Here is a 24790-nt window from a genome sequence, read left to right on the forward strand (position 1 = left end):
AGAGCAGCAGTGACAACCGGCGCGGACCTTCTCACGCTGTCGCCCGTCATCCCCGTCGTCGTGGTCGACGACGCCGACCACGCGGTGCCGCTCGCCCAGGCGCTGCTGCGAGGGGGCGTCCGCGTCATCGAGCTCACGCTGCGCACGCCAGCCGCGCTCGCCGCGATCGAGAACGTCGCGCGGGAGGTGCCGGAGATCGTGATCGGCGCCGGCACCATCACGGCGCCGGAGCACGCGGAGCAGGCGGCGAAGGCGGGGGCGGCGTTCCTCGTCACGCCCGGCACGACCGACCGGGTGCTCGACGCCGCCGACGCGACCGGGCTGCCGTACCTGCCGGGCGCGGCGACGGTGTCCGAGGTGATGCGGCTGGCCGAGCGCGGGCTCAGCGCACTGAAGTTCTTCCCTGCCGAGGCTGCCGGTGGCGTCGACTACCTGAAGTCGATCGGCGGGCCGATCCCGCACGTGAAGTTCTGCCCGACCGGTGGCATCACGCCGCAGACCGCGCCGAACTATCTCGCGCTGCCGAACGTCGGCTGCGTCGGCGGCTCATGGCTCGCCCCGAAGGACGCGCTGGCGAACGGCGACTGGGATCGCATCGAGACCCTCGCCCGCGAGGCGAGCCGACTCGGGTAACCCAGGTCACGGACCGGAAATTCGGCTCACATCACGAGACCGGCGTCCCACCACGTTGGAATCTTCACCCAACGGGAGGTGACGCCGGTCTCTAATTGACGGGAGTTTGATGAAAGGTGAACTAAATCGTCGCCTATTGAGATTTCTCCCGGAATAACGCCCAGGCCCCCGGTGTCACACTTGCTCGTTGCAATGGCGCACGAGAGGAGCGGGTGTGGCTGTCCAGGAAGTCGACGTAGCGGGATTGGTGGGGGAACAGCTGACGATGTCGGCATTCAACCAGCTGTCCGGCAGTCTGGGTGGATATTCCTTCGTCAAAGTGGTCGTCGACCGACACAACGAGACGATCCACTTCCTGAACAACGCGCGCCACGAGTTCCACGCGCTCTACATCGGACAGGAGATCCTCGGCATCGGCGGCGAGGAGATGCGCGCGCGGATCGACGAGTTCAACCAGAGCTTCTACCACGCCTCTGACCGGCGGTTCTTCCTCGGCATCCTGTCGCTGCACAAGCGCGAGGACAGGCGCATGTTCTCGCTGGAGACGGTCGAGGTCGACACCATGTCGGCGGACATGATCGAGTTCTTCCACGCCGAAGTGCGCAGGAACGTGGACCCCGCGACGCCGTTGTTCTTCAAGCCCGCCAACCACCTTCAGGAACAGGCGGTGGCGGAACTTCCCGCGGAAAGGCTTCCACGGATCCTCGCGCACGAATTGTTCTCCACCGCCGAGTTCGTGGCGTTGAACCCCGGTACGACCAAGGGCCGGTTACGCGCATTCCGTTCCGAGCAGGAGTATCGCGAGAACTCGCTGGAGTGGTTCGACATCGTGGTGATGCACCGCGTTCCCGACGACATTCCGCGGCTGGCCGGCATCATCAACGCCAGCCACACCACTCCCCTGTCGCACACGAACGTTCTCGCGACCGGATGGTCCATTCCGAACGCGATCCAGCTCGGCGCGTTCGACCTGATCGACCGGGAGAACCTGGACGGTCAGTGGGTCGAGTACGAGGTGTCGCCGAAGAGCGCCGAGGTCGGTCTGCGGCTGATCGACGAACCGGAGGACCTCGGTCAGCGGCCCGCCTGGTACGCGCAGCGCGTCACGCTCGAGGAGCCCGAGGACACCTACAACCCGATCCTCGACCTCGGCAGGATCCGCTACAACGACAGCCACCGCTACGGCACCAAGGCCGCGAACCTCGGCGAGCTGCACCACGTGCTGGCGGCCGAGTCGCCGCGTCGCCTGCTCGGTTTCTTCTCGGTGCCACGTCCGCCGCGGGACAACCTCATGCCGTACCTGGCGAAGCTGCTCGGCAACAGCGACAACAGCGACAAGGGCGACCTGCTCGCCGCCGCCCAGCAGTTGCTCGCGGAACGGGTACGGGTGCCGCGCGGCGTCGCGCTGCCATTCTCGATGCACCAGGGCTTCCTGGAGTCGTCGCCGAAGATCCAGCAGGCCATCGGCAAGCTGAAGATGGCGCTGGAACTCAACGCCCGCGAGATCGAGCCGCTGTGTATCGAGCTGCAGCAGCTGATCCGCAAGACCCGCGTGCCGGACTACCTGCTGTCCGAACTGGACACCGCGCTCGTCGAGAACCTCGCGGGCGTGCGGACCTTCGTGGTGCGCAGTTCGTCGAACGCCGAGGACCTGGCCGGGTTCTCCGCCGCGGGCATCTACGAGTCGTACAACCACGTCACCAGCGCCGAGAAGATCGTCGAGTCGGTCAAGGAGGTGTGGGCCTCCCTGGTGTCGGCGCGCAGCGTGCGTCTCCGGCAGCAGGCCGGCATCTCGCTCGACGACTGCTTCATGGGCGTCGTGATCCAGGAGCAGGTCAAGGCGGACTTCGGCGGCGTCATGGTCACCACGAACCCCATGAACCGCAACGACTTCCGCAACGTCTACATCAACGTCTCGCCGAACGTCACCGACGTCGTCGAGGGTTCGAAGCAGCCGATGCAGTACCTATACTCCACTGTGGAGGGTGGCGGACGCACGGTCTCCCTCGGTGACGCCACGGAGGATCTGAGCGTCAACGGACACGCGCAGTTGCAGCGGCTCGCGATCGTGGGCCGGTTGCTGCAGTCGCACTTCTCACCGGACTACACGTTCGACTCGCCGGTCGACATCGAGTGGCTCGCCACCGACGAAGTCCTGTACGTCCTGCAGCTGCGGCCGTACTCGATCTGATGCTGGGTCTTCGCGTACCGGCGACTCCGGAAGTGGCGCGTGCCGTCCGCCTGACGTACGGCTTCCAGTTCTTCTTCGGGCTGCTGCTGTGGATCCCGATCTTCTACGAGTACCAGAAGCAGCTCGGGCTGACCGACGCCGAGATCTTCGGCATCCAGTCGATCTACTACATCGCGTTCTGCCTCATGGAGATCCCGACCGGCATGGTCGCGGACCGCTTCGACTACCGCACGTCGTTGTGGCTCGGGGCGAGCGTGCTGGTGGGAGCGAACCTGGTGCCGGTGTTCGCGGGCAACTACACCGGATTCCTGGTTCACTTCCTGATGATCGCGCTGGCGAGGTCGTTGATCTCGGGCGCTCAGAGCGCGTACCTGTACGAGTACCTCAACGCGCACAACGCCGGGCATCTCTACCTCAAGGTCGAGGGCGTCGGACGGTCCTACAGCCTGGTCGGCAAGATCGTGTACTGGCCGGTCATCGGCCTGTTGATGCAGTGGAACATGCCGTCGCCGTACTGGCTCACTGCGATCAACGCCGCTGTCGCGGTGGTCCTCGCCCTGAGACTGCCGCCGATTCCGGGCTGGGCACGGCCCCAAAATGATCCAACACAGCGCAAGACGTCCAGGCTGCTCGCGGGTGTCGGTGGCGCGTTCGGTTCGCTCAGGACCTCGCGCTGGCTGCTCCTGCTGATGGTCCAGGGCATCGCGATGTTCACACTGGTGCGGATCCTGCAGGTGAACCTGTTCCAGCCGGTGCTCGAGTCGAAGAACGTCTCGGTCACCTGGTACGGCTCGGTACTCGCCGCGATGACGATCTTCGAGGCCGTCGCCGCCGCACGCCCGCATCGGCTGTCGAAGAAGATCGGGCCTGCGAAGTCGGTGTTCCTGCTGACCATCGTGATGGCGTTGGCCATCGGCTGCATCGTGCCGTCCGGTGGCGCCGTGACGATCGTGTTGCTGTGCCTGTTCTCCGTGACGGCGGGCATGAGCTTTCCCATCCAGAAGAAGCTGCTCAACGACGCGATTCCGGACTCCCGTTACCGCGCAACGCTTCTGTCGATGGAGTCCATCATGGACCGTGCGGTGTGCGCGGTCGTCGCCGTCGCGCTCGGCGCCTACCTCGCCGGCGGGCGGCTCAACGAGTTCCTGGTGCTGTCGTCCGTCGTCACGGTGATTTTGATGGCGTTGCTGGCGGGCCTGCTGATCGTCGTCAGGACCACAAAGCGGCGACGAGCTCAGCTCGTCCCGTGATGCCGAGCTTGCGGTAGGCGCTCGACAGGTGCAGCTCCACCGTGCGGCGGGTGAGGTGCAGGGTCTCGGCGATCTGCCGGTTCGTCAGGCCCTGCGCCGCCATCCGCGCGACGCGGTTCTCCTGTTTGGTCAGGCCCTGCACCTGGTCGTCGCCGTCCCGGACCTCGTCACCGGCGAGCTTGGCCAGCGGGTGCGCACTGAGGTGGCGGGCCAGTTCGAACGCCTGGCGCAGGTGCGGGGCGGCGGCGTCGGTGCGGCCCTTGCGGCGCAGGTGGTGGCCGAGCCAGTACGACGACTGGGCGTGCAGCAGCCGGTGCGGTGACGAGGCGAGAAGTTGTTCCGCCTCAACGAGGACATCGACGTCATCGGTGCTGATGCCCACGCTCATCAACGCTGTTCCCACGACGCGCGTGGAGCCCCACCTCTTGGCCAGGTCAAGCTCTTCGTGCGCGAGCCGCGCGGCGTCGTCGCGGTTGCCCAACGCCAAATACGCACGCACGGCGTGGTGCCGCCAAGCGACGAGCGCCGGGTTGGGCATCTCGCGTGCGGCGAGTCGGCGTCCCGCTTCGAGCAGGTCTTCGAGCGCGCCCTCCGCGTGGCACGACGCGAGCTTGAGCCGGCCGCGGGCGTAGACGACGTTGATGTGCTGCAACAGCTCGCCGTCTTCGGTGACCAGCGGCGCGGCCTCGTCGAACTGCCCCATCTCGACGCACACCTCGGCCAGTTTCGCGCTCGCCAGCAGGACCGAGGGGCAGTCGAGGTTGCCGGTCGAGACCGGTGGCGTCAGGAACGTGTAGGCGCGGGCGAGGTCGCCGCTGTTGTGGAAGGCGGTGGCGCGGGCGATCATGCTGAGCATGCCGCGGCGCAGATGCGGGTCGTGCGAGACCGGCGCTGTGCTGTGCGAGAGCCAGAGCTTGTTGATGTGCTCGGGATCGTCGCCGAGCACCGGCACCAGGAACGTGAACAGGTACGACTCGCCGAACACGTCGACCCATTCGCCGTCGAGCGCCTCCAGCGCGTGCCGGACGGCTTCCGCGGACGAGTCGCCGCTGCGGGCGTTGCCGACCGCGAGCAACGCCGACCGCGCGCGCTTCAGGTTCGGGTCCTGCGGGATGTCGCCGATGAGGTCCTCGAAGTACTTGCCGGCGCAGTTCGCCATCCGCGCGTCGCGGTTGGCGGAGAGCAGGTAGGTGGTGCAGACGATGTGCCAGACGAGGTCGCGGTCCTCTGGCAGCAGCCGGGCGATGACCATGATCGCCAGCGAGACCGCGAAATGCGCGTCCGAATCCGTGCACATGCGCTGGATCAACGACAGCGCGACGTTCGCGGCGAGATGCGGGTCCTCGCACTTGACCAGCGCGTCGCGGACACGGTCGCGGCCGAGCGCGTTGTCCTTCAGGTGTTCCGCGTGGCCGAGTTCGACCTCGATCGACAGCCGGTCCTCGTCGGACAGGTGTTCGTCGAGCGCGCGTTCCAGGTGCTCGACACCGCCGACCTCCCGCAACAGGTCGACAGACCACGGCAGGCGGACCGACCTGGCCTTCAGCACATGTTCGGCGACGCGCTCGTCGGGTGCGTCCGACTCGAACAGCAGCCAGGCGGCGCGGGCGTGCGCGGCGGAACGGACCGCGACCGGCATGTCGGCGAGGATGCTGTTGCGCACGAACGGATGCCGGAACGTCAGCGGGTCGGTGTCGGCGAGCACGCCGAGACGGACGAGTGTGTCGACGGCGGGCAGCGCGTCGAAGCCGGTGAGCGCGGACAGCAGTTCGAGCCCGGCGTCGCCGTCCAGCACGGCGGCGGAACGGGCGACCTCGGCGGCTCCGGTGTACTCGCGCAGCCGCATGCCGATCATCTCGCCGACGGCGGCCGAACCCTCGCCTTCCTCACGTAGCAAGGCTTGTAGCAGGTAGGGGTTGCCGCCGGTGAGCTCGTGGCAGCGCGCCGCGTCACGGTCCGGGAGGTTCTCGGTGAGGCGTTCGACGGCCGCGATGTCGAGGCCGTCGAGGTCGATGCGGTGCGGGTGGCCGCCGGCGATCTCGGGCAGCGTCACCTCGTCCGTGGAGAGATAGCCCTGCGACGCGCCGAACGCGATGACGACCGGCATGTGCTGCAGCCGCGGGCGCAGGTAGGCGAGCGCGCGTTTGGAGAACGTGTCGGCGACGTGCACGTCGTCGATGACCATCAGGATCGGCGCCCTGCGGGCGGAGTTCGCGGCGCGCGCGTACAGCTCTTCGAGGTCGTGCTCGTTCGCGAGGCACGGCGCGAGCTGGCGGACCACCGCGCCGGGCAGGTGGCTCTCCAGCCGGGCGCTCTTGGCCAGGCGGACGGTGAAGCCGCGCTCACGGGCCTCGGCGGTGAAGGCCTCCAGCAGCGCGGACTTGCCGACGCCGAACCCTCCGGTGACGACCACGCACGAGCCGGTTCCCCGCACCGCGTCGTCGAGCAAGCGTCCGAGAGCCGCGAGTTCCGCGTCCCGGCCGAGTAGTGGAGATGTCACCGCTGTCTTCCCCTGACTTCGGTACCGAGAGGACCGCAGGTCGAACGTTTCGGTGTTCCTTCGGTGAGGACCGTAGAGACCTGCGCTTCGTCGTCGGGCAAACTTACCCACAGGTAACGGTTAACGGAACTGTGAGCTGTGCGGGAGCAAGCGATGATCTGGGCCAGGCTGGTGCGAGGGTGGCTCCGCCTCGCCTGCCTGCTCGCTGACCCGATCACTGTCCCACTCACCCGCTCAAACGTGCCAGAACAGCGGAAACGACTCGACGTGAGCAGACTCCGCGCGCGTGAGATTGCTGATCTCGACAGGGTCGTCGGGCTGCGAGGACCACGACTCGACGACGGACAGCACCGCCGCGACGGCCACCACGAAGCCGGCCGCCACCAGCAGGATGCCGCGGGTGATGCGACAGGGCGGACGCCCGGTGGGCTGACCGACGACCTGACGCAGCACTGGCGCGAACATGCCGAAGTCGGCCGCGTCGCACTGGCAGCTCTCGCACCCGGCTAGGTGCCGGGAGAAGATCACGTGCTGCGCGGGGTCGAGGACTCCGAGCACATACGCCGCGACATCACCGCACGGCCCTTCCGGGCTCGTGCGGTTTTCGTCGTCCTCTCCTACGTGCGCGTCCTCGTGATGTGGTTGACGAGTCACCATCGCGCTAGCTCCTGTCCTGCAATGCCCGGCGGATCGTGTGCATCGCCTTGTACAGCCGGGACTTGACGGTTCCTTCCGGGACTCCGAGAACTATCGCGGCCTCCTTCACCGTTCGTCCCATGACATACGTTTCGTAGATAGCCGAACGGTGTTCATCACTCAATTGGCGTACCACGTCGGTAATGACCATCACTGAAAGTGTCTGTTCGGTGTCGTCCGGAGATTCGGCGATGTCCGGGCGAAGCAATTCCACTTCCTGCGGGCGTGCCTGTCGGCTGCGCCATCCGTCGATCACAATGCGACGAGCCACAGTACAAAGCCAACCACGCAACATCCCCGGTTCACGAACGAGATGTGCGGAGTTCTGCCAAGCCCTGATCAACGTCTCCTGAACAACGTCTTCCGTCCACTGACGGTCGTAGTTGGTCAAGCACAGGACCTGCGAGAACAACATCCGCTGGAACTGCCCGTAGAGCAGCGTGAGCAATTCCTCGTCCTGATGGGCTTGTGCGACCTTGCCCTGATCAGCCATGAAGCTTGCGCCCTCCCCAAATATCGGCGACGTGTTCGCTTCGGGCGGCAGACCTAGCGACTCGGTGGCCGAGTGTGGAATCCATCAGATCCTACATCGTGAACACGAAATCCTCTCGGGTACGTAAATCAAGTCCCAATGGTTCGCAAGTTCCACTGTGATCCACATCACATACACATCTTCGCATGTCAGATGAACCAGAGCACCACCAGCGCGTATCTACTTCGAAGGCAGCTCGATCGCGGGGAGGAACGGGCACTATGCGTTACCGGTTGGGCACGCTGGGACAGCATGCAGCGCTGTTTGCTGCCCTATCTGTCGTATTTTTCGGGGCCGTTGTGGGAGCCGTCCCGGCACATGCGCAGTCAACGGAAGTACAGCCGTCGGACCGCTCTTTCATGGTGTCTCTGCGTCAAGCAGACTCTTGGCTGATACCGGTGAGCAAAGAAGCGCCGACGCGGACGACGAATGCGGGCATCAGCAATGCCGGAAAGGAAATATTCGAAGGACATTCACGCCTCGACGTCGAGCTTCTCAAAGCCGCCACCGATCTCGACGTGGTGCTGCCGAACGACGTGAGCAGTGAACACCAGTCACTCATCAACGAGATGGCCGCACGCACCGGAGACAACCACGATCGCGCCTACGCGACGATCGTCCGGCAGACCCAGGGCGGGCTACTCGTGATGGCCACGCAGACGCGGGCCACAACGCAGAACACCACAATTCGCACGCTCGCGCACCAGACCCTGCAAATGCTGATCCGCACGATGACGACCCTGGAGAACACCGGTTTGGTCGACCCGTCCGCACTTGAACTGGTGACGGCCAAGGCGCAGGTCAACGCGGTTCGCGTTATCGGCCAGAACATAGAACCGTCGGACCGGGAATTGCTCATTCTGCTCGCCCAGCATTCGCTGTGGCAGAAACCGGCCAGCCGCGAGAGCTCTGACCGGGCCCGTGACGCGAAGGTCCGCAAGGTCGCGGGGCAGCTCGCCTCCGAGCACACCCAGCTGACCGCGGCGGTCGCCGAGGCGGCCCGGCAGATCGGCGTGGATCTCCCGTCCGAACCGACGACCGAGCAGAAGTCGTGGGCGAACGCCATCTCGTCCAGTTCGGGCGACGAGCTCGACCGCATGTACGCGAACCTCTCGCGAGCCGCTGACGGCTCACTCATCACCCAGGTCGCTCAGGCCCGCGCGACGACCAAGAGCGCCCCCACCCGGATCGCCGCGCAGACCGGCCTGACCCTCCTGCTCAAGCACATGCTGCTGCTGGAGGGCACCGGCCTGGTCAAGTCGAACTCGCTGCAGATGACCGACCCGGCCATCGCCCAGCCGAAGCCCAACTCCAGTCCGTCACCCCAGCCCGACGACTCCTCTACGAGCATCGGCTTCCTCACCGGCATCGCCGTCCTGGTGGTCGCCGCCGCCGGCACCCTCTGGCTCGTCCGCGCCGTGGGCCACCGCGGCGAACACCGCCGCTAGCCACCACCCGATCGGCCTCACTGATATATCGGCTGCCGCCCTCGCCACCCGATATATCGCCGCCCCCGCCAGCTCTTGGCAATGAGTCTTTTGACGACGTCGTCAAAAGACTCATTGCTAAGGGGCAGGTCAGCGGGTTGGTGGGTTGACATAATCAGGGTTGAAGGCGGAACGTGCCGAGCACTTCGAGGCCGGTTCGCCCACCGTCGCGGCTGTCGCGGACGACGGCGACGTGGTCGGCGTCGGGTGTCGCGGGCACCACGACGGTGAGCACGCGTGGGGTGTCAGCACTGATATATGGATCTTGGGGGAACGTTTCTACAGTGCTGCCGACGCCCGTCCACACCGGCACACGGCTCACGGTCTGGCCGTCGCGGTTGCGGACCTCGACGTAGTCGCCGGTCTGCGGATCCCGGGAGGCGCCGGCGGTCACGTTCTTCGGGACGCTTTTCGGGACGTTGACCGAATGCTGTTCCAGTAGCCGGACACCGTCCGGGCCGAACTCGAAGATCAGGCGGACGGATCTGGCCGGCGCGCCGTCGGGCATGGCGAGCTCCTCCCCGGGATCGGGACGCTGGTCGGGCAGCGTCCCCTGTAGGAGGCATCGGCGGCGGGGCTAAGTACGTGTCGAAGTCTGTGCTGTGTCCACCCGTTCGACGGCATGCGCCTCGGTGACGTCGACCGCTTCCCACTTGTCGACGAGCCGGTCGATCACCGCGGCCGGCACCGGTTCCGGGCGGGCGCGGTTGCGGGCGTGGATCACGTCCTTCGGTGCTTCGAGGCCGACCAGCGTGATCCGGGCGCGGTAGTCCGCGGCGAGCCCGACGCACCGCTCGCGCAGCTGCCGCGAGATGTTGGTCGCGTTCCAGACGAACCGCTCCCCCGCCCTCAGCAACGTCCGCGCTTCCTCGAACGCCGCGGCCGCCACGGCTCGTTGGTCGCCGTCGGGAGCGATGCCGAGTCGCGCGCGCACGGAGTCGAGGCTCACGACCGGCCAGCTCGGCCGATGAGTGGCGATCCAGTGGTCCTTGCCGACACCGGGGAGGCCGGACAACACCGTCACCTCGACGCGCGTGTCGTCGTAGGCGGCGTAGTCCGGGTCGCGGCCGGGCGTGCGGAAGTACTGGAACCGCGCGTGGTCGGACGGGAACGAGCGCGGCCGGTCCAGGCAGTCGCGGTCGCGGCAGTACTCCTCGAACAGCGCGATGTTCTCCAGCACCGACTCGGCGTCGCCGCAGATCCGGCCGAGGATGTCGGCGCGGGCCAAGGTCGCCAGGTCGTCGTTGCGCGCGAGCAGGCTCACGCGGAACGCGATGCGGTCGAGGTCCGGCCGCTCCAGCGCCCAGAACGGCACCTGGTGGTGCCGCACCAGCGCGGCGACGTGCTCGCGCCAGGCGATCGGGCGTCCCATCTCCCACAACACCTTGCGCGCCAGCAGATCCCCGGCACGGGAGTGACCGTGCGCGGTGATCCGGCCGTCGTCGATCTGGGTGCGGAACGGCTTCGCCACGTCGTGCAGCAGGACGGTGGCGAACAACCGCACCCGGTCCGGCTCCGGACGGGCGCGCCACTCCGGCAACGACACGAGCGCCTCGCACGCCATCCGGGTGTGCGTGGCGACGTCACCCTCCGCGTGGTGGATCGGGTCCTGGTGCACGCCTTCCAGGGCGCGCAACCAGGAGAACGCCGAACGCACGGCGTGCCAGTCGAGCGTCCACTGTGGACCGCTGGGACAGAGCGCCTCAAACACGGGTCACCACCCGGTTCGGCAGGATCGGGCGGTCCTGCCAGTGGCTGCCCGAGTCCAGCACAGCGGTGAGGAACGTCGGCCGCACCCACTTGTACCGCTCGACCGTGCGTCCGTCCTCCTCCACCTTGATGTAGAGGCCTTCCATGTCGTCGTCCGAATCCGTCTCCGCGACAACGACATCCGGGTCCTGTCCCGTCGCCCGCGCCGCCTCGACCAGCACCTCACGCCAGCCGGGCGTGCGGCAGGTGGACGGCCCGATCAACGTGGTGAGGTCCTTCAACCTCCGCAACGGCCCCTCGTGCAGCACCGGCACGGATACCACCGGCGTGCCCGAGAGCAGCCGGCGACGTTCCGGTGTGGACAGGAACTCCCCGGTCTCCCGGTCGAGCAGGTCGAACTCGCAGAAGTGGTGCGGCAGCGCGTCGTAGAACACGGTGTGCTTGGCGTACAACCATTCCCCGTAGAGCACGAAACGGGTGCCGAGCCGTTCCCACAGCACGCCCTGGTGCGTCGCGGCCCACGCCTTCAACGGAGCGAACTGCCGCTCGCGCGGTCCGCCGACCAGGAAATGGCCGCGTGACTGCAACTTCAGCGTGCCGTCCGAATCGAAGCTGATGCCCGCGTTGGCGCCGTCGAGCTTCTCCTCGACGACGAGGTGCCGTCCCGCGATCGCGCGGAACGGCACCTGGTCGAGGTCCTCGTCGCCCGGTTGCAGGCGCGAGCCCTCGAGGTGGGGCGTCCGCGGATACTTGCGCAACATGCCCCGATTTGTAACCCGTTCGAGCGCCCGCTGGCGAACGGTTTACGCCTGACCGACGAACGCCGCCTTGTCGGCGTTGAAGCTCGGCTCGAACACGAGCTGCATCTCACCCGGCTGCGCGCCGACGGAGTACGCGACCTCGTAGGTGTAGGTCTTGCCGGGCAACACTGTCGCCGTGTCGAGTGTGCCGCCACAGGCGCCGCTGGTGTCGAAGATCCGCTCGGCCTTCTGGCCGTTGTACTGCGCGTCGTTGCCCAGCAACAGCAACGCGGTCTCGAACGCAGCGCTCGTCCCGTTGGTGATGATGACCTTGAACTTCACCGCGCGGGTGATGTTCGGCGGCGCCGAGTACTGGCCGGGCGTGCACGCGACAGGCGCGGCGACGTCGACCGAGAGGCCGTTCGCCCACGTGTACCGCTCGCCCCAGGTCGGCGGATCGGCGAGCGCGTCCTGCTTCGGGGTCTCCCCCGCGACGCCGGTCTGCCCCTGCCCGGCACCGCCGTCGAGGATCTTGTCGAGCTCCTTGACCGCGGACTGCTGCGCCACCACCGTGAAGACGATCGCCGCGATGCACAGGACAACGCCGATGACCGCCAACACCTTGCGCGTACCGAACAACGCGATGACACCGAGCACGAGCCCAACGACCGCCGCGACCGCGGTGAGGTTGTTGAAGATGATGATCGGCGAGCCGACGACACCGACGATCCCGAGGATCAACGCGGTCCAGGCGAGCGCACCGAACCTCACGGGTTTCGGCGGCGCGACCGGAGGCGGTGCGTAGACGGGCTGCGTCGGATAGGTCATCACGGCTCCTGGCGGTTGCGATGTGTGACCACGACGTCGATTGGTCTGCTTCACCCGTTAGCCCTAGACCTCAGCGTCACTCGATCGAGTTACGAGTGGCACGTCAGCCAACTTCCGTCGGTAGCGGGCTGGCTACGATCCGTACAGGCTTGGCGGCGAATGCCATCCCTGAAAGGAACCCTGCACATGGCACGACGATTCGTCCTATCCCTGCTCGCGGCGATCACCGCCGTGGGCGTGACGACGGCACCCGCACAGGCCGCCGTCGACTTCACCGGCACCGTGAAACTCAGCGGCTGCTCCGGATCCCTGGTCCGCCTGCCCAGTTCGACCTCCGCCGACAAGGCGCTCGTGCTCACGAACGGGCACTGCGTCGAACTCATGAAGGCGGGCCAGGTGTTCGTCGACAGGACGGTGAAGAAGCGCACCTTCGAACTGCTCAACGGTTCCGCCACCACGGTCGCGACGCTGAGCAGCACCAAGATCGTCTACGCGACGATGACCGGCACCGACGCCGCGTTCTACCAGCTCGACTCGACCTACGGGCAGATCCAGCAGCAGTCCGGAATCCGCGGGTTGGAGCTGTCGGCCACGCATCCCGTGGCCAAGACGGACATCCGCGTCGTCTCCGGCTACTGGAAGAGGATCTACTCCTGTCAGGTCGACGGCTTCGTGCACCAGCTCAAGGAAGCCGACTGGACCTGGCGCGACTCGCTGCGCTACACGTCTTCGTGCAACACCATCGGCGGCACCTCGGGCTCGCCGATCATCGACAACGCGAGCGGCAAGGTCGTCGGCGTCAACAACACCGGCAACGAGAGCGGCGGCCGCTGCACGATGAACAACCCGTGCGAGGTCGACGCCGCCGGCAAGGTCACCGTCCGCAAGGGCATCAACTACGGCCAGCAGACGTTCGACTTCGTCGCCTGCTTCGGTCCCGGCACGACGCTGAACCTGTCACTGCCGGGGTGCAAGGTCGCCAAGCCCTGAGAACCGGCGGGCATGACGAAAGCCGGGGCGCCCCTGCCGCGCCCCGGCTTTCCGCTTCCATTAACGCGCCGCGCGCACGATCAGGTCGGCCACGGTTTCCGGCTGGGACACGGCAACCGAGTGCGAAGCGTTGGGGGCCTCGACGACGGCACGGGCGTGGGCACGCTCGGCCATCCACTTCTGCGCCGCCATCGGGATGTTCTTGTCCTTGCCCGCCACCACGAAGTACGACGGGATGGTGTGCCACGCGGGCTCGCCGGCCTTCTCGTTCAGCGCGGTGTCGTTGACCGGCCGCTGTGTCGCCGCCGCCAGTGTCGCGTCCTTGCGGGACACGTCGGCCGCGAACTGCTGCCAGTACTTGTCCTGCTGGATCACCAGGTCCGTGCTGCCGTCACCGATGTCGATGGTCTGCAGCGTGTCGCCGAGGGTGCCACCGGGGAACTTGTTCGACAGATCGAGCGCGCTCTCACCCTGCTCCGGCGCGAACGCCGCGACGTAGACGAGCGACTTCACGTTCGGGTTGCCGAGCGCGGCCTGCGACGCGACCATGCCGCCGTAGGAGTGCCCGGCGAGGATGATCGGCCCCTCGATCGTGGCCAGCACCTTGCGCAGGTAGTTCGCGTCGCCAGTGAGCGATCGCAGCGGGTTCGCCACCGCGACTACCCGGAATCCCTTGTGCTGTAGGCGTTCCACGACACCGTTCCAGCTGGATGCGTCCGCGAACGCACCGTGCACGAGCACGATGGTCGGCTTCTTGGCGCCGGACTTCTCAGCATCGTCCGAGGCGCCCGCACCCGACGGAACGGAAGCGGCCAGGGCCAGCAGGGCTCCCAGAACGACGAACACCTTACGAACTCGCATCGGTCTCTCATCTCTCGTCAGGCACCTTGGTGGTGCATCGTGCTCGATTAGATCGTGCACGATGTAAGTTACCTGACGAGTTACCTCGTGCGCGATGTGTTTCAGGTCACCCGCTGGTCACGGGCGTCGCGGTCAGCGTTCTGCGCCGTGCTTGACGCGGCGCAACGCCTTGCGGAGAACGGTGATCTCCTCAACGGTCATGCCGAGGGCCTGGCCGAGCTGGTTGGTCATCTCGGCGCCGATCCACTGCAGCTCACGGCCCTTGTCGGTGAGCTGGACGAGCACGGAACGCTCGTCGTCGGGATGCGTGACGCGGACCAGCAGGCCGCTCTTCTCCAGCCGCTTGATCAACGGCGACAGCGTGCTGTACTCGAGGTCGAGTTCGTGCACGAGCTCCCGGATCGGCCTCGAATCCCGCTCCCACAGCAGGAGCATCACCAGGAACTGCGGGTAGGTGATCCCCGCCTTGTCCAGGATCGGGCGGTAGAAGCCGGTGACCGCTCGCGACGTCGTGTAGAGGTCGAAGCAGAGCAGGTCGGAGACCGTGGGGGTCTCGCTGGACGGCGCGTCGGGAGTGGTGCTCACGTCAGCCAGGTTACTCGCGGTAGCGCCAGAACCGACGCTACTGCCAGCACCTACGACCAGGGCTCGTCCAACGCCGACGCCTCGTCACCGGCCGCGCGCAGTTCGTCGCGCACCACCCGATAGGCGAGCCCTTCCGCGTATCCCTTACGCGCCAACGCCCCCACGAGACGCCGGATCTTCGCTGTCTCGTCCACACCCGACATCGTGCGCAGCCGTTTGCGGACCAGCTCGCGCGCCTTCTCCTCCTCGGCCTCGCCGTCGACCGCGGCGACCGCTTCGGCCACCACCTCGTCGGCGACGCCCTTGCGCCGCAGCTCCATGGCCAGGGCACGACGGCCCAGACCGTTGTAGTTGTGGCGGGAGCGCACCCACATCTCGGCGAACTCGGCGTCGTCGATCAGGCCGGCGCGGTCGAACCTGCCGAGGACCACCTCGGCGGCGCCGGCGCTGATTCCCTTGCGCAGCAACGCGTCGTGCAGCTCTTGCCGAGATCGGGCTCGAGCGGTGAGCAGCGCGTAGCAGATGTCCCGCGCCTTGCGCTGCTCCTCAGCCTCGTCCAAACCTCACGACCTCAGAACTCGACGGGCGCGGCGGGAGCCGACTCGTCGGCGTCGAGCGTGGCGCCGATGCCGAGCTTGTCCTTGATGCGCTTCTCGACCTCGTTCGCGATGTCCGGGTTGTCCAGCAGGAACTTGCGGGCGTTCTCCTTGCCCTGGCCCAGCTGGTCGCCCTCGTAGGTGTACCAGGCACCGGACTTGCGCAGGATGCCCTGGTCGACGCCCATGTCGATGAGCGAGCCCTCGCGGCTGATGCCCTTGCCGTAGAGGATGTCGAACTCGGCCTGCTTGAACGGCGGCGCGACCTTGTTCTTCACGACCTTGACCCTGGTGCGGTTGCCGACGGGCTCGCCGCCGTCCTTCAGGGTCTCGATGCGGCGCACGTCCAGACGCACGGAGGCGTAGAACTTCAGCGCCTTACCACCGGTCGTGGTCTCCGGGGAGCCGAACATCACGCCGATCTTCTCGCGCAGCTGGTTGATGAAGATCGCGGTCGTGTTGGACGCGCTGAGCGCACCGGTGATCTTGCGCAGCGCCTGGCTCATCAGGCGGGCCTGCAGACCGACGTGGTTGTCGCCCATCTCGCCCTCGATCTCGGCGCGCGGCACGAGGGCGGCGACCGAGTCGATGACCAGGATGTCGAGCGCGCCGGAGCGGACCAGCATGTCCGCGATCTCGAGCGCCTGCTCACCGGTGTCGGGCTGCGACACCAGCAGCGCGTCGGTGTCGACGCCCAGCTTCTTCGCGTACTCCGGGTCGAGCGCGTGCTCCGCGTCGATGAACGCGGCGATGCCACCGTTGCGCTGCGCGTTCGCGACCGCGTGCAGCGCGACCGTGGTCTTACCGGAGGACTCCGGACCGTAGATCTCGACGACACGACCCTTCGGCAGACCACCGATGCCGAGCGCCACGTCCAGCGCGATCGCACCGGTCGGGATCACCTCGATCGGGGCGCGGCCCTCCTCGCCGAGGCGCATCACGGAGCCCTTGCCGAACTGCTTGTCGATCTGCGCCAGGGCCAGCTCGAGCGCCTTGTCCCGGTCGGGTGCTGCGGGTGCCATCTTGGGTCCACCTTTTGTCGTCTGCCGTTGCTTCGTCATGTTGGACCTGACGCTACTGGCGGGGTCTGACAATTTCGCGAAGCCGGGTCGGGGCCACTGTAGCCGAACACGTGTTCGAGCACACGTGACACTCCGAACCGGCAGCTCAACGCCGATTTTCAGGAATTTCGAACGCGTCGCAGACCGCGACCCAGACGTCCTTGGCGCCGAGCCCCGCTTCCAGCGCCTCGTCGGCGGTGCGCCCTCCCAGTGACGACAGCACGTGGTCGCGGGCGATCATCTCGGCCCTGACCTGGCCGAACTCCCCGGCCATGAGTTTGCGGAACATGGTGATGCGCACCCGCAGACCCTAACGAACGGGCCTGCGCAGTGATGCGAAGAGGCACACGATCAGCAACGGCAGCGCGGTGAACCCGACGATCAGCCCGAGCGCCGCGTACGACCAGGCCGTCACGACGATCCCCGACACGGCGCCACCAACGGCCCCGCCGACGTTCATCACCAGATCGGACAGCCCCTGCGCGGCCGGCCGGTCCTCCACCCGCACGGACTCCGTCAGCAGCGCGGACCCCGACACCAGTCCCGCCGACCAGCCGAACCCGAGCAGCGCCAGTCCCGCGGCGAGCTGCGGGGCGTCGTGCGACGGGGCCATCCCCGCGACCCCGGACGCCGCCACCACCAGCGACGCGCCGATCGCGAGCACCGGCACGCGGCCCAGCCGGTCCGCCATCCACCCGAACAACGGGCTCGCGGCGTACATCGCGGCGACGTGCAGGCTGATCACCACGCCGACCACGCGCAACGACGACCCGGCGTGGTTCATGTGCACGGGCGTCATCGACATCAGCCCGACCATCGCGGTGTGGCACAACATCACACCAACGAGTGCAAGTCGCGCCATCGGCCCGAGCGAGCCCCAGATCCGCAGCCCGCCAGGAGATCCGCTGCCACCGGCGCAGTGCGGGGATTCAACCGGTCGAGTGCTTTTCACGACGACCAGCGGGTCCGGCCGCAGCCCGAACTGGATCACCAGCACGGCGACCCCGAGCACCGCGGCGGCCAGCAGGAACGGCCCCGCCCCGACCGGCAGGCCCAGCCAGGCCGCCAGCCGTCCGGCGGGATCGGCGAGGTTGGGTCCGATGATCGCGCCGATCATGGCCGCCCACACCACGCGCGAGAGCTCCCGCGCACGGCGTTGAGGGTCCGCCAGATCCGTTGCGGCATAACGAGCCGCATAGTTCGCGCTGGACGCCCCTCCGAACAGAAGGAGCCCTACCAACAACACCTGCCACAAACCGAAGCTCACGGCGACGGCGGCGACCAACGCACCTAGTGCGCCCATGCCATAGCCAAGGATCAGCGCTGGGCGACGCCCACGCCGTTGCGCGAGACGAGCACCGGGCAGGGCGAGCACCGCGGCACCGGCGACGGCGGCGGTCTGCGCGAGCCCTCCCACGGCGTCGGAACCGGACAGCGACGCGGCTATCAGCGTGCTGATCGCAAGGCCGATCGTCACCGCCGCCGACCCCAGGATCTGGGTGCCGGTCAGCACGCGGACGACCTTGCGCTGCACGCGTTCGACCTGCGGCGCGACGGTCACCATGATCGCGATGGTGGCACGCGGCGACCCGGTGCCGACAGGTCCATCAGGGGCGGTTACTCACCCGGTTGCACGGACTTCTCGAAGAAATCCGCCATTTCGTCCGGCTTGAGCTCGTCCGCGTTCTCCTCGGCGGTCTTCGTGAGGATGCCGAACATGGGCCGGCCCTTGGCGGTGAACACCAGCACGCCGGTGCCGCTCGAAGTGGCCGCGCGGTAGTCGCCCTCCAGGCCGTTGCCGGTCCAGTCGGCCTCGACGCGGTCGGTCTGGAACGACTTCGCGATGGCGGCGGCGTTGTTCTCGGCGCCGGTGACGCTGTCGGTGAGGATGTACTGGACCGCGTAGCCGTCGCGGATCGTGCAGCTCACGACCGTGCCCTTGATCTCCTCCATGCCGGTGATCTGCGCGGAGTCGGCCTTCTCACAGCCGCCGCCGTCCGGCACGTGGCCCGCGAGCTGGCGCAGGCATTTGGTGAAGCCCTGGCCGTCCTGGGCCGTGTCGTCCTTGCACTCGTCCGCGCTGGGCAGGTCGGGGCCGGAGAACGCGAACGCCGCGCCGGCGACACCGGCCAGTACGAGAACCAGGGCGCCGACGCCGAGCAGGACCTTCTTGTTGTCCTTCTTCGGGGCCTGCTGCGGGAAGTTCATCGGGTAGCTGCCGCTGACGTTCGGGTTCACCGGGTAGGGCCCGGTGACCGGGTAGCTGCCGCTGGCGGAGTAGGGCCCGCTCACGTTCGGGTTGGGGTACGACCCGCTGATCACCGGGTTCGGACCGCTGACGTTCGGGTTCACCGGGTGCGGGCCGGTCACGGCGGGGCTGACCGGCGCGGTCACGACCGTGGGCGGTTCGACGAACTTGGGCTTGTCGTCCTCGGGCTTGAGCGTGATCATCGCCCGGTCCACGACCTGCGCGCCGGACGCGACGATCGTCTCCGGGTGGTCCGGGTTGGTCGGGACGATGCCGACCTTCTCCGCGATGACCTGCGCGACCAGCGGCATCCGGCAGGAGCCGCCGACGAGGTAGACGTGCTCGGGCGTGATGCCGGCCTTGCGGACCGTGGAGATCAGGAGCTCGGCGCTGCGGATCAGGCTCGGCCGGATCAGCGCCTCCAGCTCGCCACGCGTGACGACGACCTTCTCGAACGGCTCCGGCATCAGCACCTCGACCTGGGGCAGCTCGGAGAGGTCCTCCTTCGCGAGCCGCAGCTCCTCGCGCAGGCCGAGGCGGGCGCGGTGGTCGTCGATGGTGACGGGCCGCAACAGCCGCTGCCAGCCGGCCGGGTCCTTGTGCGAGACGCTGCGGCCGATGTGCTCGAGCAGCGCTTGGTCGATGTCGAGACCGCCGACGTCGCTGAGGCTGCCGTCGGCGAGGATGCGGTGCTCGGAGTCGAGCATGGAGACGTCGAACGTATCGGCGCCGAAGTCGTAGACCGCGAGCGGGCGGCCGCCGCCGAGCGAGGCCACCGCGATGGCCTCGGGAACGGGCACCAACTCGCCGGTCATGCCCGCGAGCCTGGCCGAGGACAGCAGCTTGTTGCGCCTGCTCGGGCCCCATTCGGCGGGGTGCGTCAGGCGGATCTCGTCGAGCGGAACGCCACCGAGCAACGGTGTGACGGCTTCCATCACGCGCGCGTAGATGGCCGCGAGCGCGTCGTTGACCGGCAGGTTCTGCTCGCCGAGCTTGATCGTCGCCTTGTCGATGTGGCGCTTCGGGTTCGCCTCGTAGCGCGACGGGTCCTGGCGCGAACGCCGCTCGGCTTCTCTGCCGACGCGCAGGGTGCCGTCCTCGTCGAGGTAGACGGACGAGGGCATCGTGGGCCCACCGTCCACATCCACCACACCGTGGTCGGACAGCACCGCAACCGTGTTGGCAGTGCCCAGGTCGACGGACAGGACGCGCACCGTGCTCCCCTCGAAGGACGTACCGGGTGATCGTGCCACAGCGGGCTTCGGCGGGTGCCCGGACCTGCGCAATCAGAAATTGTCGGACCCCGGCGTCATGATGGTCGCCATGGACGTGATGAAGGCATTCTCACCGGCGACCAGGCAGTGGTTCGCCGGGGCCTTCGCCGCGCCCACCCAGGCGCAGACGGGTGCGTGGGCGGCCGCGGCGGCGGGCGAGCACGCGCTGGTCATCGCCCCGACGGGGTCGGGCAAGACGCTGGCCGCGTTCCTGTGGGCGCTCGACCGGCTGGCTTCTTCCGGAACGCCGTCGGAGCCGAAACGGCGGTGCCGCGTGCTTTACGTGTCGCCGTTGAAGGCGCTGGCGGTGGACGTCGAGCGAAATCTGCGCGCGCCGCTGACCGGTATCCGGCAGGCCTCGCAACGGCTGGGGCTGGCGGAGCCGTCGATCACGGTCGGCATGCGGACCGGCGACACGTCTCCCGAGGAGCGGCGGGCGTTCGGGCGCACTCCCCCGGACGTGCTGGTGACGACCCCGGAGTCGTTGTTCCTGCTGCTGACGTCGTCGGCGCGCGAGTCGTTGCGCGGCGTGGAGACGGTGATCGTCGACGAGGTGCACGCGGTGGCCGGCACCAAACGCGGCGCACACCTGGCGTTGTCGCTCGAACGGCTGGACGCGCTGCTCGACCGGCCGGCGCAGCGGATCGGGCTGTCGGCGACCGTCCGGCCGGTCGAGGAGATCAGCACGTTCCTGTCCGGTGGCCGGCCGGTGCAGGTCGTGCAGCCGAAGACCCCCAAGGTCATCCAGGTCGAGGTGGAGGTGCCGGTCGAGGACATGGCGCTGCTCGGCCAGCCGACGGGTGAGGTGTCCGGATCGGCCGCCGGAGCCGAGCAACGCACCTCCATCTGGCCGTCGGTCGAGGCGCGGGTGCTCGAACTGGTGCGGGCACACCGGTCGACGATCGTGTTCTCGAACTCGCGTCGGCTCGCGGAACGGCTGACCGCGCGCCTCAACGAGCTCGCGGAGGAAGCGACCGAGCTCGAGTCGTTCCCCGCGGAGGCGATCGGCCAGTCGGGCCTGACCGTGCAGAAGACCGCGTCGGTGGCCCGTGCGCATCACGGTTCGATGTCGCGAGAGCAACGGACGGCCGTGGAAGAGGATCTGAAGTCCGGCCGGCTGCCGTGTGTGGTGGCCACGTCGTCGTTGGAGCTCGGCATCGACATGGGCTCTGTCGACCTGGTGGTGCAGGTGGAGGCGCCGCCGTCGGTCGCATCGGGCCTGCAGCGCGTCGGCCGGGCAGGGCACCAGGTGGGCGCGGTGTCGCGGGGCGTGATGTTCCCGAAGTTCCGCGGCGACCTGGTGTCGTGCGCGGTGGTGGCGGAACGGATGCGCGACGGCGCGATCGAGGCCGTGAAGTTCCCGCGCAACCCGCTGGACGTGCTGGCGCAGCACATCGTCGCGATGGTGGCGATGGAGACGTGGACGGTCGAGGAGCTGACGGCGCTGGTGCGGCGGGCGGCGCCGTTCGCAGGGCTGCCGGACTCGGCGCTGCACGCGGTGCTCGACATGCTGTCGGGGCGGTACCCGTCCGAGGAGTTCGGTGAGCTGCGGCCGCGGATCACCTGGGACCGGGTGAACTCCGAGCTGCGCGGGCGTCCTGGTTCGCAACGGCTGGCGGTCACCTCCGGCGGCACGATCCCGGATCGTGGGTTGTTCGCGGTGATGACGCCGCCGTCGGAGAACGGTCCCGGTTCACGCGTGGGTGAGCTGGACGAGGAGATGGTCTACGAGTCGCGGGTCGGCGACACGTTCCTGCTGGGCACGTCGTCGTGGCGGGTCGAGGACATCACACACGACCGGGTGATCGTGGTGCCCGCGCCGGGTCAGCCCGCGCGGATGCCGTTCTGGAAGGGCGACGCGCCGGGCCGTCCGCTGGAACTCGGCAGGGCGATGGGCAAGTTCCTGCGCGAAGTGTCCACAATGGAGGATTCGGCCGCGCGCGAACGGGCCGTGGCCGCGGGCCTGGACGAGTGGGCGACGGACAACCTGCTCGCGTACCTGGGCGAGCAGCGGGAAGCCACGCGGCACGTCCCGAACGACAGAACCGTTCTGGTGGAACGGTTCCGCGACGAGCTGGGCGACTGGCGGCTCGTGGTGCACTCCCCGTTCGGTGCCCAGGTCAACGCGCCGTGGGCGTTGGCGATCGCCGCACGGCTGCGCGAACGCCGTGGCGTCGAGGTGCAGGCGGCGCACTCCGACGACGGCATCGTGCTGCGGCTGCCCGACGCGCTCGACAGCGAGGGCATGGAGGTGACGGCGAGCGCGGAGGACGTGCTGCTGGATCCGGACGAGGTCGAGCAGATCGTGGTCGCGGAGGTGGGCGGCTCGGCGTTGTTCGCGGCGCGGTTCCGCGAGTGCGCGGCCCGTTCGCTGCTGCTCCCCCGCCGTGATCCGAAGCGGCGCACACCGTTGTGGCAGCAGCGTCAGCGCTCGGCCCAGCTGCTGTCGGTGGCCGCGAAGTACGAACGCTTCCCGGTGGTCCTGGAGGCGATGCGCGAGTGCCTGCAGGACGTCTACGACGTGCCGGGCCTGCGCGAGCTGATGTCGGACGTCCGCGCGCGCCGGGTGCGCGTGGTCGAGGTCGAGACCCAGTCGCCGTCGCCGTTCGCCCGCAGCCTGCTGTTCGGGTACGTGGGCATGTTCCTCTACGAGCTGGACGCTCCTCTGGCGGAACGCCGTGCGGCGGCGCTGTCCCTGGACTCGACGCTGCTGGCCGAACTGCTCGGTTCGGAGGCGATCCGCGAGCTGCTCGACCCCGAGGTCGTGGCCGAGGTCGAACGCGGCCTGCAGCGCCTCACGGAGGACCGCCGGCCGCGGCACGCCGAGGACACCGCGGACCTGTTGCGGTTCTTGGGAGATCTCTCCGACGCGGAGGCGCTCGAACGCGGTGTGCCCCGCGAGTGGCTGGACGAGCTGGTGGCCCAGCGCCGGGTGATCCGCGTCCGGATCGCCGGTGAGGAACGCTCGATCTCGATCGAGGACGCGGGCCGGGTCCGCGACGCGCTCGGGGTCGCCCTGCCCGTCGGCGTTCCGGAGGCCTTCACCGAACCGGTGGCGGATCCGCTGGGCGAGCTGCTGAGCCGCTACGCCCGCACGCACGGTCCGTTCGCCGCTTCCGAACCCGCCGCCCGGTTCGGGCTGGGCGTGGCCGTGGTGACCGGGGTCCTGGAACGGATGGCCGCCACCGGCCGCCTGGTCCGCGGCGAGCTCCGGCCCGGTGGCACGCACACCGAGTACTGCGACGCGGACGTGCTGCGGCGCCTGCGCCGGGCCTCGCTGGCCCGGCTGCGTTCCGAGGTGGAACCGGTCGAACCCGCGGCGCTGGGCCGGTTCCTGCCGTCGTGGCACGGACTGGGTCGCCGGCTGCGTTCGGCGCCCACGGTCGACGACGTGTTCTCGGTGGTGGAACAGCTCGCGGGAGCACCGCTTCCCGCGAGTGCGCTGGAGTCACTGCTGCTCCCTTCTCGCCTGCCGGGGTACTACCCGGCGCTGCTGGACGAGCTGACCGCGTCCGGCGAGGTGACCTGGACGGGTTGTGGCGCGCTGGCCGGCGGCGACGGCTGGATCGCGTTGGCACCGACCGACGTGGCCGACCTGCTGCTGCCGGACCTGGTGCCGGAGTCGATCCCGGAGTCACCGCTGCACACCGCGGTCCTGGAAGCGCTGTCGGGCGGCGCTTTGTTCTTCCGTCAGGTGGTCGACCGGGCCTCGCAGTCCGTGCCGTGCACGGACGCCGAAGTCGTCGGCACGCTGTGGGATCTGGTGTGGGCGGGCCTGATCACCAACGACACGCTGTCACCGCTGCGCGCGCTGGTGTCCGGTGGCGGCGCGGCCCACAAGCCTCGCCGGAGTGCTCCGCGGGGTCGTTATGCCCGGCTGCGGGCCGCTCGTCCAGACCTGCCTTCGCGCACGGGTCCGCCGACAGCCGCGGGCCGGTGGTCGCTGGCCGTGACACCGGCGGAGGACCCGACCCGCCGGGCGCACGCCCGTGCCGAGGCTTTCCTGGAACGCCACGGCGTGCTGACCCGCGGCGCGTTGGACACCGAACGTGTGACCGGTGGGTTCAGCGGCGTCTACAAGGTGCTGCGGGCGATGGAGGAGTCGGGGCAGGTCATCCGCGGCTACGTCGTCGAGGGGCTGGGCGCCGCCCAGTTCGCGGCGCGGGGTGCGGTGGACCGGCTGCGGGCGTTGTCGCGCCCACCTGGTCAGCCGTCGCAGGCCGGCCAGGATGCCGTGGTTCTCGCCGCGGCCGACCCCGCCCAGCCCTACGGCGCCGCGTTGGCGTGGCCGGATCCGTTGGGAGAGGGCAAACACCGGCCGGCCCGCAAGGCCGGCGCGCTGGCGGTGCTGGTCGACGGCACCCCGGCGCTGTACGTCGAGCGGGGCGGCAAGTCGCTGCTGTCGTTCACCGACGACGACCCGACCCTGCGCACCGCCGCGAACGCCCTGAGCCGGGCGGTCCGCGACGGCTGGCTGGGCCAGCTGGCGGTCCAGCGAGCCGACGGTGAGGTCGCGCTGACCTCGCACCTCGCGACAGTGCTGCAGGAGGCGGGTTTCCGCGCCACACCGAAGGGCCTGCGCTTGAGAGCGTGAGCCGCTGCCGGAAT

The 24790-nt window shown here is 68.4% G+C and carries 20 protein-coding genes; 6 read left to right on the forward strand and 14 right to left on the reverse strand.

Annotated features, from left to right (window positions below; all coding sequences use genetic code 11):
* The first annotated feature begins 9 nt into the window (after positions 1-9).
* From eda to B0F77_RS30745, 3 genes are all read left to right on the forward strand, one after another.
* Positions 10-633 carry a bifunctional 4-hydroxy-2-oxoglutarate aldolase/2-dehydro-3-deoxy-phosphogluconate aldolase gene (gene eda / locus B0F77_RS30735; RefSeq protein WP_086666491.1) on the forward strand — a complete coding sequence of 208 codons (624 nt, stop codon included), beginning with the start codon at positions 10-12 and terminating at the stop codon, positions 631-633.
* 214 nt (positions 634-847) lie between these two features.
* Positions 848-2824 carry a PEP/pyruvate-binding domain-containing protein gene (locus B0F77_RS30740; RefSeq protein WP_245848846.1) on the forward strand — a complete coding sequence of 659 codons (1977 nt, stop codon included), beginning with the start codon at positions 848-850 and terminating at the stop codon, positions 2822-2824.
* Positions 2824-4074 carry an MFS transporter gene (locus tag B0F77_RS30745; RefSeq protein ID WP_086666492.1) on the forward strand — a complete coding sequence of 417 codons (1251 nt, stop codon included), beginning with the start codon at positions 2824-2826 and terminating at the stop codon, positions 4072-4074. Before B0F77_RS30740 ends, B0F77_RS30745 begins: the two co-directional genes overlap by 1 nt.
* Here the strand turns inward: B0F77_RS30745 and B0F77_RS30750 are convergent.
* The 3 genes from B0F77_RS30750 to B0F77_RS30760 all read right to left on the reverse strand — a co-directional run bounded on the left by B0F77_RS30750 (position 4034) and on the right by B0F77_RS30760 (position 7763).
* Complete coding sequence (locus B0F77_RS30750) at positions 4034-6574, reverse strand: helix-turn-helix transcriptional regulator (protein ID WP_158102861.1); 2541 nt, start codon at positions 6572-6574, stop codon at positions 4034-4036. The two genes, B0F77_RS30745 and B0F77_RS30750, sit on opposite strands and share 41 nt — an antisense overlap.
* Positions 6575-6808: 234 nt before the next feature.
* Complete coding sequence (locus B0F77_RS30755; protein WP_086666494.1) at positions 6809-7231, reverse strand: zf-HC2 domain-containing protein; 423 nt, start codon at positions 7229-7231, stop codon at positions 6809-6811.
* A 4-nt stretch (positions 7232-7235) separates the two neighbouring features.
* Positions 7236-7763, reverse strand: coding sequence for a sigma-70 family RNA polymerase sigma factor (locus B0F77_RS30760; protein ID WP_086666495.1), 528 nt, complete (start codon positions 7761-7763; stop codon positions 7236-7238).
* 260 nt (positions 7764-8023) lie between these two features.
* Here B0F77_RS30760 and B0F77_RS30765 point away from each other — a divergent pair, with 260 nt between their 5' ends.
* The gene (locus B0F77_RS30765) at positions 8024-9250 is read left to right on the forward strand and encodes a DUF4142 domain-containing protein (RefSeq protein WP_158102862.1); all 1227 of its coding nucleotides are present in this window, start codon (positions 8024-8026) and stop codon (positions 9248-9250) included.
* A gap of 154 nt (positions 9251-9404) precedes the next feature.
* Here the strand turns inward: B0F77_RS30765 and B0F77_RS30770 are convergent, their stop codons facing one another.
* From B0F77_RS30770 to B0F77_RS30785, 4 genes are all read right to left on the reverse strand, one after another.
* Positions 9405-9797: a hypothetical protein gene (locus B0F77_RS30770; protein ID WP_086666497.1), complete on the reverse strand. Its 393-nt coding sequence runs from the start codon at positions 9795-9797 to the stop codon at positions 9405-9407.
* A 69-nt stretch (positions 9798-9866) separates the two neighbouring features.
* Entirely contained in the window at positions 9867-11000 is a 1134-nt protein-coding gene (locus tag B0F77_RS30775) for an AAA family ATPase (protein ID WP_086666498.1), read from the reverse strand.
* A complete protein-coding gene (locus tag B0F77_RS30780) occupies positions 10993-11760 on the reverse strand; it encodes an RNA ligase family protein (RefSeq protein ID WP_086666499.1) in 768 nt (255 codons plus the stop codon). The genes B0F77_RS30775 and B0F77_RS30780 overlap by 8 nt, the downstream gene beginning before the upstream one ends.
* 42 nt (positions 11761-11802) lie before the next feature.
* Entirely contained in the window at positions 11803-12567 is a 765-nt protein-coding gene (locus B0F77_RS30785) for a hypothetical protein (RefSeq protein WP_086666500.1), read from the reverse strand.
* 186 nt (positions 12568-12753) lie between these two features.
* On the opposite strand from B0F77_RS30785, the gene B0F77_RS30790 reads away from it, so the two are divergent.
* A complete protein-coding gene (locus B0F77_RS30790; RefSeq protein WP_086666501.1) occupies positions 12754-13557 on the forward strand; it encodes a S1 family peptidase in 804 nt (267 codons plus the stop codon).
* Between the two features lie 60 nt (positions 13558-13617).
* Here the strand turns inward: B0F77_RS30790 and B0F77_RS30795 are convergent, their stop codons facing one another.
* The 7 genes from B0F77_RS30795 to B0F77_RS30825 form a co-directional block, all read right to left on the reverse strand.
* Positions 13618-14418 carry an alpha/beta fold hydrolase gene (locus B0F77_RS30795; protein ID WP_086666502.1) on the reverse strand — a complete coding sequence of 267 codons (801 nt, stop codon included), beginning with the start codon at positions 14416-14418 and terminating at the stop codon, positions 13618-13620.
* 132 nt (positions 14419-14550) lie between these two features.
* On the reverse strand, positions 14551-15003 hold the full coding sequence (locus tag B0F77_RS30800; RefSeq protein WP_086666503.1) for a MarR family winged helix-turn-helix transcriptional regulator: 453 nt from the start codon (positions 15001-15003) through the stop codon (positions 14551-14553).
* Between the two features lie 50 nt (positions 15004-15053).
* Complete coding sequence (locus B0F77_RS30805; RefSeq protein WP_086666504.1) at positions 15054-15563, reverse strand: regulatory protein RecX; 510 nt, start codon at positions 15561-15563, stop codon at positions 15054-15056.
* An 11-nt stretch (positions 15564-15574) separates the two neighbouring features.
* A complete protein-coding gene (recA, locus tag B0F77_RS30810; protein WP_086666505.1) occupies positions 15575-16621 on the reverse strand; it encodes a recombinase RecA in 1047 nt (348 codons plus the stop codon).
* Positions 16622-16766: 145 nt separating this feature from the next.
* Positions 16767-16961, reverse strand: a complete 195-nt coding sequence (locus B0F77_RS30815) for a DUF3046 domain-containing protein (protein WP_169731004.1) — start codon at positions 16959-16961, stop codon at positions 16767-16769.
* A 9-nt stretch (positions 16962-16970) separates the two neighbouring features.
* The gene (locus B0F77_RS30820) at positions 16971-18224 is read right to left on the reverse strand and encodes an MFS transporter (RefSeq protein ID WP_086666506.1); all 1254 of its coding nucleotides are present in this window, start codon (positions 18222-18224) and stop codon (positions 16971-16973) included.
* Between the two features lie 53 nt (positions 18225-18277).
* Entirely contained in the window at positions 18278-20122 is a 1845-nt protein-coding gene (locus B0F77_RS30825; RefSeq protein WP_086666507.1) for an Hsp70 family protein, read from the reverse strand.
* Between the two features lie 109 nt (positions 20123-20231).
* On the opposite strand from B0F77_RS30825, the gene B0F77_RS30830 reads away from it, so the two are divergent.
* Positions 20232-24776 (forward strand): ATP-dependent helicase, encoded by a 4545-nt coding sequence (locus B0F77_RS30830; RefSeq protein WP_169731005.1) that lies wholly within the window; start codon positions 20232-20234, stop codon positions 24774-24776.
* Positions 24777-24790: the final 14 nt, after the last annotated feature.

The sequence above is a fragment of the Lentzea kentuckyensis genome, from assembly GCF_002150765.1.
Taxonomy (GTDB): Bacteria; Actinomycetota; Actinomycetes; order Mycobacteriales; family Pseudonocardiaceae; genus Lentzea; species Lentzea kentuckyensis.